This is a genomic window from Caulobacter sp. ErkDOM-C (genome assembly GCF_048541825.1).
Classification (GTDB): domain Bacteria; phylum Pseudomonadota; class Alphaproteobacteria; order Caulobacterales; family Caulobacteraceae; genus Caulobacter.
In genome coordinates, this window is record NZ_CP183332.1 from 3,646,712 (window position 1) to 3,663,070 (window position 16,359).

A 16,359-nucleotide genomic window follows, 5' to 3' on the forward strand; every position below is an offset into this window, starting at 1 on the left:
GCCTGAACGCCTTGTCGCGTTGAGGCTTCTCATGAACACCCGTCTGGCCGTCCTGGCCGCCGCCTTGCTGCTGGGCGCTTCGGCGCCCGCCCTTGCCGCCTCGGTTGGCGGTCCCAGGCTGGATGTCATCGCCCGCGACTTCGTGGCCCTGACGCTGGAGGCCGGCGAGCGCGAGCCCGGCTATGTCGACGCCTATTACGGCCCCAAGGAATGGGCCGAGGCCGCCAAGGCCAATCCGCGCGCCGTGCCGGCCCTGAAGGCCGAGGCCCTCCGCCTGACCGCCGCGACCCGGGCCGTCGATGACGCCGCCCTCACCCCCGACGAGCGCCGCCGCAAGGCGTTCATGCTGGGCCAGCTGAAAGCCGCCGAAACCCGCCTGGCCATGCTGGAGGGCCAAAAGTTCAGCTTCCAGGACGAGGCGCAGGGCCTGTTCGGCGTGCGTCCGCCGCTGAAGCCCTTGGAAAGCTTCGATCCGATCCTGGCCCGCATCGACAGGCTGCTTCCCGGCGAGGGCGACCTGGCCGCCCGCATCGACGCCTTCCAGAGCCAGTACGTGATCCCGGCTGACAAACTCGACGCGGTGATGAAGGCCGGCATCGCCGCCTGCAAAGCCCGGACGCAAGCCCACATCGCCCTGCCCAAGGGCGAGAAGTTCGACCTGGCCTTCGTCACCGGCAAGCCGTGGAGCGGCTACAACTGGTACAAGGGCGGGGCCCACAGCCTGATCGAGATCAACACCGACCTGCCCGTCGCCATCAGCCGCGCCGTCGATCTGGGCTGCCACGAGGGCTATCCGGGCCACCATGTGCTGAACGCCCAACTGGAAGACAAGCTGACCAAGGGCAAGGGCTGGGTCGAGTTCTCGGTCTATCCGCTGTTCTCGCCGCAATCGCTGATAGCCGAGGGCTCGGCCAATTACGGCATCAGCCTGGCCTTCCCGGGGCCCGAGAAGGTCAAGTTCGAGCGCGAACAGCTCTATCCGCTGGCGGGTCTCGATCCGGCCACCGCCGACGCCTATGACGCCCTGATGACCGCCAAGGCCGATCTGGCCAGCAGCGAGAACACCATCGCCGACGCCTATCTTTCGGGTCGCATGGATAAACCCACCGCCATCGCGGCCCTGGCCAAATACGGCCTCAGCTCGGTGGCCCGCGCCGAAAAGCGCCTGAGTTTCATCGAGACCTACCGCTCCTACGTGATCAACTACAATCTCGGCCAGGACATGGTCCGGGCGCATGTGGAGCGCGCGGGCGCGAGCCAGGACGCGCGCTGGAAGGCGATGGAGGCCGTGATCAGCGAGCCGACGACGCCGGCGGATTTGCTGAGGTAGTCAGCGAAGTCCTTCTCCCCTTGCGGGAGAAGGCAGATCAGGCCGCCTCCACACCGAACTGCAGCTTCGCCAGCCGTGAATAGAGCCCGCCACGCGCCGAAAGCTCGGCGTGGGTGCCCTGTTCGACAACCCGGCCGTCTTCCATGACCACGATGCGGTCGGCCTTGAGCACGGTGGCCAGGCGGTGGGCGATGACCAAGGTGGTGCGGCCGCTCATCGCCTCGTGCAGGGCCTGCTGGACCAGGCGCTCGTTCTCGGCGTCCAGCGCGCTGGTGGCCTCGTCGAGCAGCAGGATGGGGGCCTGGCGGACCAGGGCCCGGGCGATGGCCAGGCGCTGGCGCTGGCCGCCCGACAGGGTCTTGGCGCGTTCACCCACCGGGGTGTCGAACCCCTGCGGCAGGGCTTCCAGGAAGCCGGTGGCCTGGGCGGCGGCGGCGGCAGTGCGGGCCTCCTCCTCGGTGGCGTCCTCGCGGCCAAAGCGGATGTTGTCGAGCGCCGAGCCCGAGAACAGCGGCGAGTCCTGGGCCACCAGGGCCATGCGCTGGCGCACCTCGACCGGGTCGGCGTCGCGCAGATCCACGCCGTCGAGGCGGATGACGCCCTCCTGCGGGTCGTAGAAGCGCAGGAGCAGGCGCAGGACGGTGCTCTTGCCCGCGCCCGAGGGTCCGACCAGGGCGACGGTCTCACCGGGCCTGACGGTCAAATCAAAGCCTCGCAGGGCCGGCAGGTCGGGACGGCCGGGATAGGCGAAGGTGACGTTGTCGAAGGCCACGGCGCCCGTGGCGGGAACCGGCAGGGTCCTGGGCTTCTCCGGCGCGGCGATGCCGGGCTGCGAGCTCAGCAGTTCGGCGATACGCTCCATGGCCCCTGCGGCCTTCTGAACGTCGCCCCAGACCTCGCCCAGGGCGCCGATCGAGCCGGCGGCCATGATGGCCAGCAAAGCAAATTGGGCCAGGGTTCCGGGGGTCATCTCGCCCGACAGCACCAGATGCGCGCCCGACCACAGCAGCAGGGTGATGCCGCCAAAGGCCAGGACGATGACCACGGCCGTCATGCTGGCCCGGGCGGTGATGCGCCGCACCGAGGCCTGATAGGCCATCTCGACGGCCTCGCCGAAGCGGCCGACCGAAGCCTTTTCGCGCCCGAAGGCCTGGACGGTGTCCAGCGCATCCAGGCTCTCGCCGGCATAGCCCACGGCGTCGGCGAAACGGTCCTGGGCCGTCACCGACAGCTTGCGCACCTTGCGACCCATCAGGAACATCGGGGCCAGGATCACCGGCACCATCAGCACGATGAAGCCCGCCAGCTTGGGACTGACCACGGCCATGTAGCCCAGGCCGCCCACCAGGCTGAGAATGTTGCGCACCGCCACTGAGGCCGAGGTGCCGACCAGTTGCTCGATGATGGTCACGTCGGTGGTCAGGCGCGACAAAACCTCGCCGGTGCGGGTTTTGAGGAAATAGGCCGGATCCAGGGTCAGGGTGTGGCCATAGAGCGCCCGGCGCAGGTCGGCGACGACCCGCTCGCCCAGCCGGGTGACGAAGAAGAACCGCAGCGAGGTGGCGACGGCCAGCACCAGGGCCACGACGCCCAGGCCGATGAAGGCGCCATTGACGGCCGAGGCTGCGCCGGTCGCAAACCCCTTGTCGATAACGGTCTTGAAGGCCGCGGTCAGGCCCAGGGTGGCGCTGGTGGAGAACAGCAGGAAGAAGCCCGCAGCCAGGGCGTCGCCGATATGGGCGCGCACAAAGGGCAGCAGATGGGCCAGGGGGCGGATGTCTTTGCGGCGGGGCCGCCGGGCGGCCGCCTCGGCCATGCCCTGAGCCAGTTCAGCGCCGGCGCCGGGGCGTCCCTCGACCGAAATATCCCCGCCGTGTACGTCGGTCATCAACTGTCCCTTGCCAAATTCGCGCGTGTTCTTTATAGCCGCGCCTCTTCGAGGGCCACCCGCAAGGGCGTCCGCTCACCAACTTTCACACCGCCAGTCGGTTGGACCGCCCGATGAAACAAGACATTCACCCCGACTATCACTTCATCACCGTCACCATGACCGATGGCACCACCTATCCGACCCGTTCGACCTACGGGAAAGAAGGCTCCGTGCTGGCGCTGGATATCGATCCGCGCGTCCACCCGGCCTGGACCGGCGGCAACGCCCACATGCTGGACCGTGGCGGCCGCGTCTCGCGCTTCAACGCCAAGTTCGCTGGCTTCACCAAGAAGTAGGCTTATCCGCCGTAAGGGCGACGAAAGGCCGGTCCCGCGTTCGCGGGCCGGCTTTTTCTGTGTCTGGTGTTCAGGCGTCAAAAAAGCCCGCCATCTCGGTCGAGATGGCGGGCTTTTTGTTGCGCGGGATGGGGTGGATCAACTGCCCCCGAACGCCGCCGCGAGGCGGTCGAACTGGGCCTGAACCGGGCGGGGGGCGTCCTCGGCGGCGATCTCGACATACATGCGCTTGTCCAGATGGCGCACGCGCTCGTACAGGCGCTCGGAGCGCTGCAGCAGGTTGACCAGGCCGTAGGGCAGTTCCTCAACCGCCGCGCCAACCACGGCGACTTCCTCGGCCAGGCGATAGCTCTCGGCGCAAGCGGCTTCGGGCGCCATCTCGCCTTCCTTGACCGCGCGCTGCACCAGCAGCCACGAGGCCACCTGCATCAGGCGGGTCGTCAGGCGCATGCTTTCGGTGGCGTAGGCCAGGGCGGCATTGCGCGAGAGGATCTTGCTGTCATGCCGGCCAGCGCCGTCGAGATAGCCGGCGGTCTCCTCGACCAGCGTCATGCCTTCCTCGAACGTGCGGTCAAACAGCTCCGATTTCGCGAAGTCCTGGATGACCCCCGCGCGCCAGGGTGTCGACGCGGATGCGTTCAGATCGGTCATAGGTACTCAATGCCCCTTCGAAAGGCCGCGAGAACGTCTCGCCTGGAGCAGGGACTGCAACCCCCGTGCCAACCGAATGCGTCCCGTTTCGCGACCTGCCCCCTCGAACCTCGACGCATACGCAAAGAAGGCGGCTTGCCGCCTTTAGACATTGATTAGGGTAAATGAATCCCTAGTCGAGGCGACCAAACAGCGCATTGGCCGCGTCGCGTCCCGCGCGCTTCTTGTCCAGCTGGGCCTTGGTGCGTGTGATCTCGGCCTGCAGCGCCTCGATGCGCTCCTCGAGCTCGGCGACGCCATAGATCTCGAGGTCCTCGTGGGTGGTCTCGCTGAGCGCGCCACGATTGAAAGCGCGTGGCTCGACGGGTTCCTCGAACATCGACTGGCTCCCCAAGACTATGAACGTCCTTTTCGTTCGCTCATCTGACGCCTACCTAGGACGCAAGGCAAGCTTGAGGGATCAGAGACCATGTCGGATGCGATGACCGCGATCGCCGTCGAGGGCGGCAAGGGCCCGGCCGAGGCGCTTCATCCCGTCCAGCTGGAGCGTCCCGTTGCGGGGCCTGGCCAGATCCTGATCAAGGTCGCCGCCGCCGGCGTCAACCGCCCCGACATCATCCAGCGCCTGGGCTATTACCCGCCCCCGCCGGGCGCGCCGGTCACCCTGGGCCTGGAGGTCGCGGGCGAAGTCATGGTGGCGACGGGCCGCTGGAGCGTCGGCGACAAGGTCTGCGCCCTGCTGGGCGGCGGCGGTTATGCGCAATATGCCGTGGTCGACGCCCGCCACGCCCTGCCCGCGCCCGAGGGCTTTGACATGGTCCATGCGGCGGCCCTGCCCGAGACGGTTTTCACCGTCTACGCGAATGTGTTCGAGCATGGCGCCCTGAAGGCCGGCGAGACCCTGCTGGTCCACGGCGGAACGTCCGGAATCGGAACAACCGCCATCGCCATGGCCAAGGCCGCCGGCGCCCGGGTGATCGCCACCGGACGCGGCGCCGACAAGAAGGCCAAGGCCCTGGAGCTGGGGGCCGACATCGCCGTCGACACCAAGACCGAGGACTTCGCCGAGATCGCCCGCGAGGCCGGCGGCGTCGATGTGGTGCTCGACATGGTCGGGGCCAGCTATTTCGACAAGAACCTGCACGCCCTCAATGTCGGCGGCCGCATCGTCTATATCGCCGCCCTGGCCGGGCCGGTGCTGGACGTGCCGATCATGCAGATCATGCAGAAGCGCGCGACGATCACCGGCTCGACCCTGCGCCCCCGCTCGGCCGACGAGAAGGCCCGCCTGACCGCAGAGATCGAACGCGTGGTCTGGCCGTGGATCGCGGCGGGCAAGCTCAAGCCCATCGTCGACGCCACCTTCCCGCTGGCAGAGGCCGGCAAGGCCCATGCGCACCTAGAAGCAGGGGAGCATGTGGGCAAGGTGGTGTTGACCGTCTGACCGCATGGAACAGCTGGCGCGAGCCCGTATCGCCTCGTGGCAGGGTGGCAGTCTTTGGCTGCTGGACACGGCGCCGGCCAGCCCCAGCCCGGCGCCGCGGACCGACTTCCACGCCCATCACGCGGTCCAGATCGTCATCAGCCTCGGCGGCCAGTTTCAACTTTGGCTGGCCGATGCCGAGGCCAGGGGCCCCTATGTCGCGGTCGCGCCGGACGTGCCGCACCGGTTCGACGCCCAGGGCGCCTACGCCATCCTGTTCGTCGAGCCTGAGAGCCGGGCGGGTCGCGCCATCGTGAAGGCGACGTTCGGTGACGGCGATCTGCGTGAACTGGCGGCGTGCCGCTTCAAGGCTCTGACCGCCCAGCTGGACCGCCTGGCCAGCGCGCCCGCGCCCTCGACCCCAGACCTGGCCGTGATCGGCGGACAGATGGTCGAGGCGCTCGCGGGCGACGATCTTCAGGCCCCCCTTGATCCCCGCATCCAGGCCGTCGTCACCTGGGTGGCCCAGAACCCCGACCAACGGGTCACCCTCGACGCGGCGGCCAGGATCGCGACGTTGTCGGCCAGCCGCCTGAGCCACCTGTTCGTCGAGCAGACCGGGCTGTCCCTCAAGACCTATCTGTTGTGGGTCCGCCTGACCCGAGCGGTCGTGCTGATGGCCGAGGGCGTCACGCTCACCACCGCCGCGCACGGCGCCGGATTTTCGGATTCCGCCCATTTCAGCCGAACGTTCCGACGGATGTTCGGCATCGCCCCCGCCAATCTAGTGCTCGTCTAGCTGCTGCGTTCAAGCCGCCCCAAAGCGTAGGCCCTAAACATCAGGCTTCCTCAACCCTCTCGAAGGACAGTCCGATGAACGACCAAACCCAGATCGACACCCGCCCCGCACCGGCCAACGGCGCCTGCGACAATGCCAGCTGCGGCTGCGGCCCTCAGTGCCAGTGCGGCGACGCCTGCGTGTGCACGCCCACCTCGAACTGCGCTGACTAGACAGGATGAGAGCCGCTCACCGGGCCCTGCCCGCGAGACGCCGGCCCTGTCGGGGGACCGCCGCATGACGGACGCCGTTCAATTGGCGCAACTGGCATGCGGCGGCTTCTTCCTCACCGGCCTGGCCACGGGCGTGTGGAAATACCGCGCGATGATCACCGATGCGCAGGGCGTGGCCCCCGCCTATGTCGATGTCTGTCATCGCGCGTCGTTGATGTACGCCTTCGCCTGCCTGGTGCTGGCCGAGTTCGCCCGCCTCAGCGCGTGGCCGCCGGGCGTCAACCTGGCCGCCGTCGCCCTGCCGGTGGTCTTCTTCGCCGCCGCCGTCGCGACCTACGCCGTGCACGGGATCCTGCGCGACACCGACAATCAGCTGCGCCGCCCCCATCGCCTCGGCCCCGGCCAGGTCCATGGCCGGATCATCAGCCTGTTCATCTACGGCCTGATCCTCGGGGAGATGGGCGGCTTCCTCGTGCTGCTGACGGGTTCGGCGGACAAATTGCTAGGGTGACCGCCGCGTCACCGCCCGGGAGACTCTGATGGAATATCTTGTGGGGGCCGTGCTGGCCCTGGGCGTGGGGGTGTTCGCCACGGTCGTCGGGTTTGATCGCGACAAAGCGTTCTATCCCGTCGTCCTGGCCGTGATCGCCAGCTACTACGTGCTGTTCGCGATAATCGGCGGCGCGCCCGGCGTCATGGTCGTGGAGGCGGTGATCCTGGGCGGCTTCCTGGCCGTCTCCGTCGCGGGCTTCCGGTCCAGCCTGTGGCTGGTGGTCGTGGCCCTGCTGGGCCATGGTGTCCTGGATTTCGTCCACCCCCACCTGATCAGCAACCCCGGCGCGCCGCCTTGGTGGCCGATGTTCTGCCTGACCTACGACGTGGCGGCCGCTGGCTATCTGGCGGCGCGGCTGCTCGGGATCGGCGGAGCGTTGGGCCGGCCATGAGGATCGCGCGGTGACACCGCCCCTCTCCATCCCCCGTTCCCTTTTTCAGAGAACCGGATTATAGCCTTCAGCAATATCCCGCCCGGCCGAAAGGCCGGGCGCCGTCATTTGTGGAGCACCCCATGTCCGACATCCTGATGCCCAAGGCGACGGCCGTCTGGCTCGTGGACAATACGTCGCTGAGCTTCGAGCAGATCGCTGATTTCTGTAATCTGCACCCGCTGGAAGTGCGCGGCATCGCCGACGGCGAAGTGGCGCGCGACATCCGCGGCGCCGATCCGATCGGCAACGGCCAGCTGACCCGCGAAGAGCTAGACAAGGCGCAAGCAAACGACATGTACCGCATGAAGGCCCAGGTCAGCCGTCACGCCGAGCTGCTGAAGCCGCAGAAGAAGGCCCCGCGCTACACGCCCGTGTCGCGCCGTCAGGACCGCCCTGACGCCATCGCCTGGTTCATTCGCCACCACCCCGAAGTGACCGACGCCCAGATCTCCAAGCTCCTGGGCACCACCAAGTCGACCATCGACCAAGTGCGCCAGCGCACGCACTGGAACTCGGCCAACATCAAGCCGGTCGATCCCGTGACCCTGGGCCTGGTCGGCCAGCTGGAGCTGGACGCCTTGGTCAAGAAGGCCGCCGAAAAGAAGGCCAAGGACGACCTGAAAAAGGGCATCCTGCCGGAAGATCCTACCCTGCGTCCCGCTTCGGAGACCGGCGTCGTCGAGACGCCCGAGGAGGACGAAGAGGCCGATTACCGCAAGTCGCGCGCCGAGCCCAAGGCCGAGGACGTGTTCGGCAAGTCGACCTATGTGGCCGACGACGAGGATGACGACGAAGACTGAGGCGCTGAAGACTGAGGCGCTCTGGCGCTCAGAATGAAAAAGGCCCATTCCGCGATCACGGAATGGGCCTTTTCTAATTCAGGAGCTTCAATGGAGCTGTGACTTCAGCCCCTCTATCTGTTCCTTCAGCCTCAGCTTCTGCCGCTTGAGCTCCCTAAGTCGGGTCGCATCGCTTGCGGGACGCTTGGTCTCTTCCTGGATCGAGCGATCAAGGTTCTCGTGACGGGACCCAAGTTCGCGGATACGGGATTCGATGGCCATGGCTGTCGGCTCCTTGCTGTTGAGAAGAAGAGTGAACACCCGCTGCGCCCGCCTGTCAGATCACATATGGTTGCACGCGGCCCCGCTTGACTTGGCCAACCTTCATCCCGTGTCGGACGAAAATTCACCATGACGGACCCTTCCAAGACCGCGGACAGACCCCGACTGATCGTCGGGATCTCGGGCGCTTCGGGCGTTATCTACGGCATCCGCGCCCTGGACGCCTGTCGCGACCTGGGAATTGAGAGCCATCTGGTGATGTCAAAATCAGCGGCTCTGACCCTGTCGCAGGAGACCGATCTTTCGGTCTCCGACCTCAACGCCAAGGCCGATATCGTGCACCGCGCCGCCGATGTGGGGGCCGCCATCGCCTCGGGATCGTTCCGGACCCTGGGCATGATTATCGCCCCCTGCTCGGTGCGGACGATGAGCGAAATCGCCAGCGGCGTAACGTCTTCGCTACTGACGCGGGCCGCCGATGTGGTGCTGAAGGAGCGCAAGACCCTGGTGCTGATGGTGCGCGAGACGCCGCTGCATCTGGGCCATCTGCGCACCCTGACCAAGCTGTCGGAGATGGGCGCGGTGATCGCCCCGCCCCTGCCGGCCTTTTACGCCAAACCAAGGTCCATCGCCGAAATGGTCGACCAGTCGGTGGGCCGGGTGCTGGACCTGTTTGATCTGAACTGGAAGCCGGTGAAGCGCTGGGGCGAGGACATCCCGCCCATTGGGGCCCCATCGCCCGAAAAGAGTGAGGGTTAAGGCCATGACGCTTTGGGACTGGGCTCTTGCGGCCTATGCGCGACAGGATGTCGCGGCCGCCTGCCTGAACCTGCAGGACGCCCACGGACAGAACGTGCCCTACCTGCTGTGGGCCGCCTGGGCCGCCGGCGAGGGCCGCGTCGCAGACGCCAAGGCCGCCGCCCGGCTGATGAAGCAATGGGACGCCGAGGTCGGGGCTCCGCTGCGCGGCGTGCGCCGGGCGCTGAAGGCTCCTTTCCCGGCCGTCGCCGACACCGCGCGCGAACCCTTCCGCGAAACGCTCAAGGCCGCCGAGCTACAGGGCGAGCGGGTGCTGATGGAAAGTCTGGAAGCGATGAGCGGCCCCTCGGGCCCGCCGCTGGACGTTCTGCAAGGCTTGCTCGCCGCGGCAGCCGCGTCTGGCGATCCGCCCCGCACGTCGGCCCTGGAACGCCTGGCGACCGCATTGTCGTGAGCCCCTTTACGCGCGCCCCGCCTTTGCTATCTATCGCGCTTGGCTTCCAGCCAAGGGGAACCGTCCATGACCGATGAACCGTCGACCAACGACGACGATCCGTCGGACGAATCCGACCAGGCGATCGAGCGCCGACTGTCGATCCTGCGCGAAGAGCACCAGGATCTGGACGCCGCCGTCCAGGCCCTGGAAGACCGTCCTCAGCCCGACATGCTGCAGGTGGCCCGGCTGAAGAAGAAGAAGCTGGCCCTGAAGGACAAGATCGGCCGTCTGGAAGACATGCTGATGCCCGACATCATCGCCTAGTCCGGAGTTCTACGCCGGCAATCGGCCCCTGGCGTCGACTTCCGAGGCCGGACGCTTGCGCACCACGAACTCGATCGCGCTTTCAGTGGTGGGCAGACGCGTCTGATCGAAGCGCTGCTGGTCATGATAGAAGGTGCTGTTAAGGCACTCGAGCTTTTGCACCTCGGCCTGCGGCCCCAGCTGGCGCAACAGGTCCAGCACATTGAGCGACCGCCCGCTCCATGACTCCGGCTTGAAGATCGTGAACGTCCATTTGTGGTCGTCATTGAAGGTGCTGGGAAACACCCCCTGCTCGTACATGTCCTCGTCGGGGACCATCACCACCATGTGCCCGCCGGGCTTGAGCACCCTCAGCCAGTTGCGCAGGCTGACGGCCGGGTCCAGCAGATGCTCCAGGCAATGGCTGGAATGCAGGAAATTGTAGGTCTCGTCGGCCACGCCTTCCAGATACTGGCCATCGCCCTGCGGCAGGTCCCAGGTGTCGCAGACGCCCATCAGCGGGAAGAAAGGCTTGAAACGCTCAAGCGGGTCGGGCGCGCCGCCCACATCCACGCCATGGCCGACGAAATAGTGGCTGGCGAACTTGGGATCGTGCATTCGACGGGCGATGGACTTGGCGCATTCGTGTGTCATGCGGGACCCCTGATACGAGTTCCGTTCATCGCCCAATTCGCCGAGTTTGTCAGTGGGCCTGGCAGGCCTCAAGAGCCCGAACGCCGCGCAGCAGCTTGGCCGGGGTGATCGGCTTCTCCAGGCGAGCGTCAGCCCTTTCATCCTCGCCCAGGCAAGCCGGATCGATGGCCGAGGCCAGGAGGGTTGAGGTCAGGACGCCGCGCCGCTTGCGGACGGCGCGGATCAACTCGCCGCCGGTCATGCGGGGCATGTAGAAGTCAGTGATCACCAGATCGGGGGCGAACGCATCCAGCGCGGCCAGCGCTTCCACGCCGTCGCGGCAGACCAAGACGTCAAAGCCGGCCTCGCCCAGCGTGATCTCATAGATCAGCGCCAAGATCGGGTCGTCCTCGGCGATCAAAATTCGCTGCATTCCCGCGCCCCGCACGCCCCGCACCAGTCAGAGCGTCTTTGCTTAACTAACCGTTAAATTGGTAGCCGGAGGACAGGTCAGAGTCCCTGCGCAAAACGTCGCAAGACCCTGAGGCGAGGAGCGGGCGTTTCAAACCCTAGAGCGTCTTGGACATCTAGGCCTGCTTGCGCTTGCGCACGAACATCGCCGCGTCGGCCTCGGCCAGGGCCACTTCGGGGTCCGAACCCGGGGCAATCTCGCGCACGCCCCACGAGATGTGCAGCGGCGCAGACCACTCGCCGAACTCGACGGGGGTGTCCTGGATGGCGGCCGCCAGGCTGGCGGCCTTGGACAGGGCGGTTTCCTTGTCGGCCTGGGCCAGCAGCACGGCGAACTCGTCGCCGCCCATGCGCCCGACCACATCGCTCTCGCGAACATTGGCCAGCAGACGGCGCGCGACCGCCTGCAGGGCTGCATCGCCCGCCGCATGGCCAAAGCGGTCATTGACGTTCTTGAAGCCGTCCAGGTCGAAGAACACCACGCTGGCCGGCGAGCCATAGCGCTGGGCGAAGGCGGCCACGCGCTTCATCTCGCGCAGGAAGGCGCGACGGTTCAGCACCGGGGTCAGCACATCCTGGTCGGCCTGCTGCTGGGCTTCGTTGAGTCGCAGCTTCAGCCGCGAAACCTCGCCGCGCAGGTCGTCGATCTCGGCCATCAGGGTGGTCAGCGCTTCCTGCACCTGCGGCGTCAGGTCAGCCTCGCCCAGCCCCAGGAAGGCGGCGGTGTCAGGGGCCGGCGCCTCGCGCACGGAGACCTGGGCCCCCGCACGGGCCAGGGCCCGCTTGCGGATGGCGGCGAAGGGTTCGGTCCGGGCGCCGGAGATTTTCATGGGCTAGGGAATCGTTTCTTGCACAGCTTCGTCAAGTGTTAACGGGAACGGCGGCGCACGCAATCAGGGCGCGTTTTGGTCGCAGGGCCCTGCCGTCGCGGCGCGCGGCGCCGGTTTCCCGGGCGCGCGCCGCGTTTTGGGCTTGCGCTGGCGCGATTGACGCGCATACGGGGCGACCTTCAGGGCTCGGGTCAAGCATCCGCGTCCGCGCGCCGCCTTGAGGGATCTGCAAGCCGATGCCGAATACACCGCCGGTCGCCATCATCATGGGCAGCCGCTCTGACTGGCCCACCCTGAAGGCCGCCGCCGACGCGCTGGCCAGCCTGGGCGTCGCCTACGAGGCCAAGGTGATCTCGGCCCACCGCACGCCGCAGCGCCTGTTCGACTTCGCCACGGGCGCGCAAGGCGCGGGCTTCAAGGTGATCATCGCCGGGGCCGGCGGCGCAGCCCACCTGCCGGGCATGGCCGCCTCGATGACCAACCTGCCGGTGCTGGGCGTGCCGGTGCAGTCCAAGGCCCTCAGCGGCCTCGACTCCCTGCTCTCCATCGTCCAGATGCCGGGCGGCGTTCCCGTGGCCACCCTGGCCATCGGCGAGGCGGGGGCCAAGAACGCCGGCCTGCTGGCCGCCCAGATCCTGGCCCTGTCCGATCCCGCCCTGGCCGAGCGCCTGGCCGCCTTGCGCCAGGCCCAGACCGACAGCGTCGCCGAAAGCGTCGAGGACTGATCCGCCCATGACTGACGCGTCTTTCCCCCTCGTTCCGGGCTCGACCATCGGCATATTGGGCGGCGGACAGCTGGGCCGCATGCTGGCCCTGGCCGCCGCGCGCCTGGGCTTCGACGTGGTGATCCTCGATCCCGAGGAAAACAGCCCCGCCGGCCGCGTCGCCGCCCGCCAGATCGTCGCCGCCTATGACGACCGCTGGGCCCTCAAACGCCTGGCCGAGGCCTGCGACGTCGTCACCTACGAGTTCGAGAACGTCCCAGCCGACACCGTCGCTGAGCTGGCGGCCCTGAACTGCGTGGTCGCGCCGGGGGCCAAGGCCCTGGCCGCCGCCCAGGACCGGGTCGTGGAAAAGAGCTTCCTGGCCGAGATCGGCGTGCCCACCGTGGCCTTCGCCGCCGTCCATGACAGCGACAGCCTGGCCGCTGCCGTCGCCAAGATCGGCGCGCCGTCCCTGCTGAAGACCCGCCGCGAAGGCTATGACGGCAAGGGCCAGGCCTGGATCCAGCGCGCCAGCGACGCTGAGGCCTCGTTCGAGAAGATCGGCCGCCAGGCCGCCATCCTTGAGGCCCCCGCCGACTTCGGGCGCGAACTGTCGGTGATCGCCGCGCGCGGCCGCGACGGAGAGATCGCCTGCTATCCCCTGTCGGAAAACCACCACGAGGGCGGGGTTCTCAAGCGCACCTCGGCCCCGGCCAAGGTGACGATGGCCACGCGCGACCAGGCCGAGACCATCGCCATCCGTATACTGACGGCCCTGGACTATGTGGGCGTGATCGGGGTGGAGTTGTTCGAGCTGGCCGGCGGCAAGTTGCTGGTCAACGAGTTCGCCCCGCGCGTCCACAACACCGGCCACTGGACCCAGGACGGCTGCGAGGTCGACCAGTTCGAGCAGCACATCCGCGCCGTGGCCGGCTGGCCCCTGGGCCCGACCCAGCCCCTGGCCCATGTGGAAATGACCAACCTGCTGGGCCCCGATGTCGAGGCCTGGAAGAAGCTGGCCGGCGAGCCCGAGACCCGCGTCCATCTGTACGGCAAGGGCGAGGCCCGCCCGGGCCGCAAGATGGGCCATGTGAACCGGCTGCGTCCGCTGAAGGACTAGAGCATTTTCTGACGACGAACCGACGTCCACTTCGTCAAAAAATGCTCTAGGCGTAGACGCGCTGGATGATCAGCAGCGCGGCGGCCTTCACACGGTCCCAGTCGGCCTCCGAGCGCAGGGGCACACCGGAAAAGGCACCCGCCGCCGAGGCTGACAGCACCAGTTGCTGTACGGCGGCGATCAGGAAGAGGTTCAGGGCAGGCGCGTCCAGGCCCGCCGGCGGCGTCAGATCGCCGCGCATGCGGGCCATCCAGCGACCGAGCGCCTGACCCCGCGCGACGGTCAGCCGGTCCACCAGCGGAGACGGCCCTGCCACTTCCCAGGCGGCGATGCGCTGGACCAGCGGATCGCCGCGCAGGGCGTCGAGAAAGCCCAGGATCAGCCGCTCGGCCAGTTCGGCATAGGTGCGCGGCGGCTCTGCGGCGCCCTGGCTCAGTCCGGCCTCTATGCGGGCGGCCAGATCAACCCCCAGCGCCTCGACCAGCCCGTCGAGCCCCCCGAAATAGCGGTAGATCAGTTGTTTGTCGCAGCCGGCCTGGCGGGCCACGGCGTTGACGCCAAACCCCTGGAACCCCGCCTCAGCCAGAACCTGACGCGCTGCGGCGACGAGGGCGGCCTCGGTCCGGGCGCGGTCGCGGCCAGACGCTCTGGGGGGATCGGGAGTCTCGGACATAACCCGTGGTTAGTACGACCCTGCCGCCTCGTCCAGCGTCAATGTCCCCGGTCGGTGACAATTTGGTTGCGCGTGTCACCGGCCGGTGATATTGGCCATGTCACCCAATGGAGACATGGCCATGACGCAAAGCTTCACGCCCAAGACCGCCCGCCCAACCCCGTCTGCCGTCTGGATCGGCCTGGGGGCGATCGCCCTGGGCGTTGGGTTCAATGCGCCCTACGCGGCCCTGGCCGCCCTTTACGACTATCCGCAGGTGCTGCGCCGCCCCCCGGGCGAGGCGCTGGACCTGTTCGTGGCGGGAGGAGCGCCTCTGATCCTGGCCTGGTACGCCTTCATGCTCAGCGCCCTGGCTCTGGTCCCGCTGGCGGCGGGCCTGTCGATCACATCCGGCCGACTGGCCGCGCGACCGGCCCTGGCGATCAGCGCGGCGATCTGCGGCGCCCTGGCCGGACTGACCCAGGCCATCGGCCTGTCGCGCTGGGTCTTCGCCATCCCGATGCTGGCCCACGACACCGACCGGGCCGGGGCCGAGCAATCCTTCGCCCTCCTGAACGCCTGGGGCGGCGTCGCCATCGGCGAGCATCTGGGCCAGGGGCTGACCGTGCTGTTCGTCGCCCAGTTGGCGATCCTGCAGTGGGGCGAGGCGCGCCGTATCTCCGCCTCCCTGGGCGGCCTGACCACCATCCTGCTGGCGATCGGCACAGGCGAGGCCCTGGCCCTGGCCCTGGGCCGCGAGGGTAGCGTCTTCGCGCTGTTCACCGTGGCGGGCTTTGCAGCCCTGACGGCCTGGCTCATCGCAACGGGCCTGAGCCTGATCCGCGCCAGGGCCTGAGTCCCGAGCCCGGCTCTGGGCGGAGCGTACGGATCAGCCTAGATCAGGACTGAAGGATGCTCGGAGCCCCCATGACCGACCAAGCGATCATCGGCCTGATCGGCGGCATGAGCTGGGAAAGCTCGGCCCAGTACTACCGTTTGATCAATGAGGCGGTGCGCGCGCGGCTGGGCGGCGTGGCCTCGGCCCGCACGCTGATGTGGTCGTTCGACTTCGCCGAGATCGAGACCCTGCAGCACCAGGGCCGCTGGCCTGAGCTCTCACGCCGGCTGGCTGATGCCGCCCGGGCGCTGGAGGCCGGCGGGGCTGACTTTCTGGTGCTGTGCACCAACACCATGCACCGCGAGGCCGACACGATCGAGGCAGCGGTCAAGATCCCCCTGCTGCACATCGCCGATCCGACCGCCGAGGCGATCAAGGCCGCCGGCCTGAGCCGGGTGGGCCTGCTGGGCACCGCCTTCACGATGGAGCACGACTTCTATCGCGGTCGGCTGGAGACAAAGCACGGGCTTGAGGTGCTGGTCCCCGAGGCCGATGACCGAGCGGCCGTGCACGACATCATCTATCGCGAGCTGGTGGCGGGACAGGTGCTGGACGCCTCCCGCGAGGTCTATCGCGCCGTGATCGCCCGGCTGGTGGCGCGCGGCGCCCAGGCGGTGATCCTGGGCTGTACCGAGATCATGCTGCTGGTCGGCCAGGCCGACAGCAGCGTTCCAGTGTTTGACACAACGACGCTCCACGCCCTGGCGGCGGTGGAGCGGGCCTTGGGAGGCCCCGGCCTCGGCTGACGTTTTCACCCGCCTCGGTGGGTGTCGGGTCTTGCTCCTTCTTCCCTGGGGCAGGGTTGATGGAGGTTTCGGGCCAGGGCGCGTGCGTCCTGCACACCCCGCGACGTTCTGAACCGCCC

At 67.8% G+C, this 16,359-nt stretch carries 23 protein-coding genes; 15 read left to right on the forward strand and 8 right to left on the reverse strand.

The genetic code is table 11. The annotated features are described in order from the left end of the window. Positions 1 to 31: 31 nt before the first annotated feature. Positions 32 to 1,330, forward strand: coding sequence for a hypothetical protein (locus tag ACN2C8_RS17620; protein WP_419253329.1), 1,299 nt, complete (start codon positions 32 to 34; stop codon positions 1,328 to 1,330). A 37-nt stretch (positions 1,331 to 1,367) separates the two neighbouring features. Here ACN2C8_RS17620 and ACN2C8_RS17625 read toward each other — a convergent pair whose 3' ends face one another. Continuing rightward, positions 1,368 to 3,221 carry an ABC transporter transmembrane domain-containing protein gene (locus ACN2C8_RS17625; RefSeq protein ID WP_419253330.1) on the reverse strand — a complete coding sequence of 618 codons (1,854 nt, stop codon included), beginning with the start codon at positions 3,219 to 3,221 and terminating at the stop codon, positions 1,368 to 1,370. Positions 3,222 to 3,331: 110 nt separating this feature from the next. On the opposite strand from ACN2C8_RS17625, the gene rpmE reads away from it, so the two are divergent. Further along, the gene (rpmE, locus tag ACN2C8_RS17630) at positions 3,332 to 3,556 is read left to right on the forward strand and encodes a 50S ribosomal protein L31 (protein ID WP_419253331.1); all 225 of its coding nucleotides are present in this window, start codon (positions 3,332 to 3,334) and stop codon (positions 3,554 to 3,556) included. 138 nt (positions 3,557 to 3,694) lie between these two features. Here rpmE and ACN2C8_RS17635 read toward each other — a convergent pair whose 3' ends face one another. Beyond that, on the reverse strand, positions 3,695 to 4,207 hold the full coding sequence (locus ACN2C8_RS17635) for a DUF1465 family protein (protein WP_419253332.1): 513 nt from the start codon (positions 4,205 to 4,207) through the stop codon (positions 3,695 to 3,697). 172 nt (positions 4,208 to 4,379) lie between these two features. Continuing rightward, positions 4,380 to 4,586, reverse strand: coding sequence for a DUF1192 domain-containing protein (locus ACN2C8_RS17640; RefSeq protein ID WP_419253333.1), 207 nt, complete (start codon positions 4,584 to 4,586; stop codon positions 4,380 to 4,382). A 90-nt stretch (positions 4,587 to 4,676) separates the two neighbouring features. On the opposite strand from ACN2C8_RS17640, the gene ACN2C8_RS17645 reads away from it, so the two are divergent. The 6 genes from ACN2C8_RS17645 to ACN2C8_RS17670 all read left to right on the forward strand — a co-directional run bounded on the left by ACN2C8_RS17645 (position 4,677) and on the right by ACN2C8_RS17670 (position 8,427). After that, a complete protein-coding gene (locus ACN2C8_RS17645) occupies positions 4,677 to 5,651 on the forward strand; it encodes an NAD(P)H-quinone oxidoreductase (RefSeq protein ID WP_419253334.1) in 975 nt (324 codons plus the stop codon). Positions 5,652 to 5,655: 4 nt separating this feature from the next. After that, positions 5,656 to 6,429 carry a helix-turn-helix transcriptional regulator gene (locus ACN2C8_RS17650; protein ID WP_419253335.1) on the forward strand — a complete coding sequence of 258 codons (774 nt, stop codon included), beginning with the start codon at positions 5,656 to 5,658 and terminating at the stop codon, positions 6,427 to 6,429. A 74-nt stretch (positions 6,430 to 6,503) separates the two neighbouring features. Then, positions 6,504 to 6,641, forward strand: a complete 138-nt coding sequence (locus tag ACN2C8_RS17655) for a hypothetical protein (RefSeq protein ID WP_419253336.1) — start codon at positions 6,504 to 6,506, stop codon at positions 6,639 to 6,641. A gap of 64 nt (positions 6,642 to 6,705) precedes the next feature. Beyond that, on the forward strand, positions 6,706 to 7,152 hold the full coding sequence (locus tag ACN2C8_RS17660; protein ID WP_419253337.1) for a hypothetical protein: 447 nt from the start codon (positions 6,706 to 6,708) through the stop codon (positions 7,150 to 7,152). Between the two features lie 28 nt (positions 7,153 to 7,180). After that, the gene (locus ACN2C8_RS17665; RefSeq protein ID WP_419253338.1) at positions 7,181 to 7,585 is read left to right on the forward strand and encodes a hypothetical protein; all 405 of its coding nucleotides are present in this window, start codon (positions 7,181 to 7,183) and stop codon (positions 7,583 to 7,585) included. 122 nt (positions 7,586 to 7,707) lie between these two features. Further along, the gene (locus ACN2C8_RS17670; RefSeq protein ID WP_419253339.1) at positions 7,708 to 8,427 is read left to right on the forward strand and encodes a DUF1013 domain-containing protein; all 720 of its coding nucleotides are present in this window, start codon (positions 7,708 to 7,710) and stop codon (positions 8,425 to 8,427) included. Positions 8,428 to 8,514: 87 nt separating this feature from the next. Here ACN2C8_RS17670 and ACN2C8_RS17675 read toward each other — a convergent pair whose 3' ends face one another. Then, positions 8,515 to 8,688 (reverse strand): YdcH family protein, encoded by a 174-nt coding sequence (locus tag ACN2C8_RS17675; RefSeq protein WP_419253340.1) that lies wholly within the window; start codon positions 8,686 to 8,688, stop codon positions 8,515 to 8,517. A gap of 129 nt (positions 8,689 to 8,817) precedes the next feature. Here ACN2C8_RS17675 and ACN2C8_RS17680 point away from each other — a divergent pair, with 129 nt between their 5' ends. From ACN2C8_RS17680 to ACN2C8_RS17690, 3 genes are all read left to right on the forward strand, one after another. Next, positions 8,818 to 9,447: a UbiX family flavin prenyltransferase gene (locus ACN2C8_RS17680; protein ID WP_419253341.1), complete on the forward strand. Its 630-nt coding sequence runs from the start codon at positions 8,818 to 8,820 to the stop codon at positions 9,445 to 9,447. 4 nt (positions 9,448 to 9,451) lie between these two features. Then, positions 9,452 to 9,901 (forward strand): TIGR02444 family protein, encoded by a 450-nt coding sequence (locus tag ACN2C8_RS17685; RefSeq protein WP_419253342.1) that lies wholly within the window; start codon positions 9,452 to 9,454, stop codon positions 9,899 to 9,901. A 66-nt stretch (positions 9,902 to 9,967) separates the two neighbouring features. After that, entirely contained in the window at positions 9,968 to 10,207 is a 240-nt protein-coding gene (locus ACN2C8_RS17690; protein ID WP_419253343.1) for a YdcH family protein, read from the forward strand. A gap of 9 nt (positions 10,208 to 10,216) precedes the next feature. Here the strand turns inward: ACN2C8_RS17690 and ACN2C8_RS17695 are convergent, their stop codons facing one another. From ACN2C8_RS17695 to ACN2C8_RS17705, 3 genes are all read right to left on the reverse strand, one after another. After that, positions 10,217 to 10,840, reverse strand: coding sequence for a methyltransferase domain-containing protein (locus ACN2C8_RS17695; RefSeq protein ID WP_419253344.1), 624 nt, complete (start codon positions 10,838 to 10,840; stop codon positions 10,217 to 10,219). Positions 10,841 to 10,889: 49 nt separating this feature from the next. Continuing rightward, positions 10,890 to 11,252 (reverse strand): response regulator, encoded by a 363-nt coding sequence (locus tag ACN2C8_RS17700; protein ID WP_419253345.1) that lies wholly within the window; start codon positions 11,250 to 11,252, stop codon positions 10,890 to 10,892. 154 nt (positions 11,253 to 11,406) lie between these two features. Then, positions 11,407 to 12,120, reverse strand: a complete 714-nt coding sequence (locus tag ACN2C8_RS17705; protein WP_419253346.1) for a GGDEF domain-containing protein — start codon at positions 12,118 to 12,120, stop codon at positions 11,407 to 11,409. Positions 12,121 to 12,356: 236 nt separating this feature from the next. Here ACN2C8_RS17705 and purE point away from each other — a divergent pair, with 236 nt between their 5' ends. Both purE and ACN2C8_RS17715 read left to right on the forward strand, forming a co-directional pair. Beyond that, the gene (gene purE / locus ACN2C8_RS17710; RefSeq protein ID WP_419253347.1) at positions 12,357 to 12,845 is read left to right on the forward strand and encodes a 5-(carboxyamino)imidazole ribonucleotide mutase; all 489 of its coding nucleotides are present in this window, start codon (positions 12,357 to 12,359) and stop codon (positions 12,843 to 12,845) included. A gap of 7 nt (positions 12,846 to 12,852) precedes the next feature. Next, a complete protein-coding gene (locus tag ACN2C8_RS17715) occupies positions 12,853 to 13,944 on the forward strand; it encodes a 5-(carboxyamino)imidazole ribonucleotide synthase (protein ID WP_419253348.1) in 1,092 nt (363 codons plus the stop codon). 46 nt (positions 13,945 to 13,990) lie between these two features. On the opposite strand, the gene ACN2C8_RS17720 is transcribed toward ACN2C8_RS17715, so the two are convergent. Continuing rightward, positions 13,991 to 14,617 (reverse strand): TetR/AcrR family transcriptional regulator, encoded by a 627-nt coding sequence (locus ACN2C8_RS17720; RefSeq protein WP_419253349.1) that lies wholly within the window; start codon positions 14,615 to 14,617, stop codon positions 13,991 to 13,993. A gap of 121 nt (positions 14,618 to 14,738) precedes the next feature. Between ACN2C8_RS17720 and ACN2C8_RS17725 the strand changes: the two genes are divergently transcribed. Together ACN2C8_RS17725 and ACN2C8_RS17730 are read left to right on the forward strand one after the other, a co-directional pair. Then, positions 14,739 to 15,452 carry a hypothetical protein gene (locus tag ACN2C8_RS17725; RefSeq protein ID WP_419253350.1) on the forward strand — a complete coding sequence of 238 codons (714 nt, stop codon included), beginning with the start codon at positions 14,739 to 14,741 and terminating at the stop codon, positions 15,450 to 15,452. 71 nt (positions 15,453 to 15,523) lie between these two features. Further along, on the forward strand, positions 15,524 to 16,240 hold the full coding sequence (locus ACN2C8_RS17730; protein WP_419253351.1) for an aspartate/glutamate racemase family protein: 717 nt from the start codon (positions 15,524 to 15,526) through the stop codon (positions 16,238 to 16,240). Positions 16,241 to 16,359: the final 119 nt, after the last annotated feature.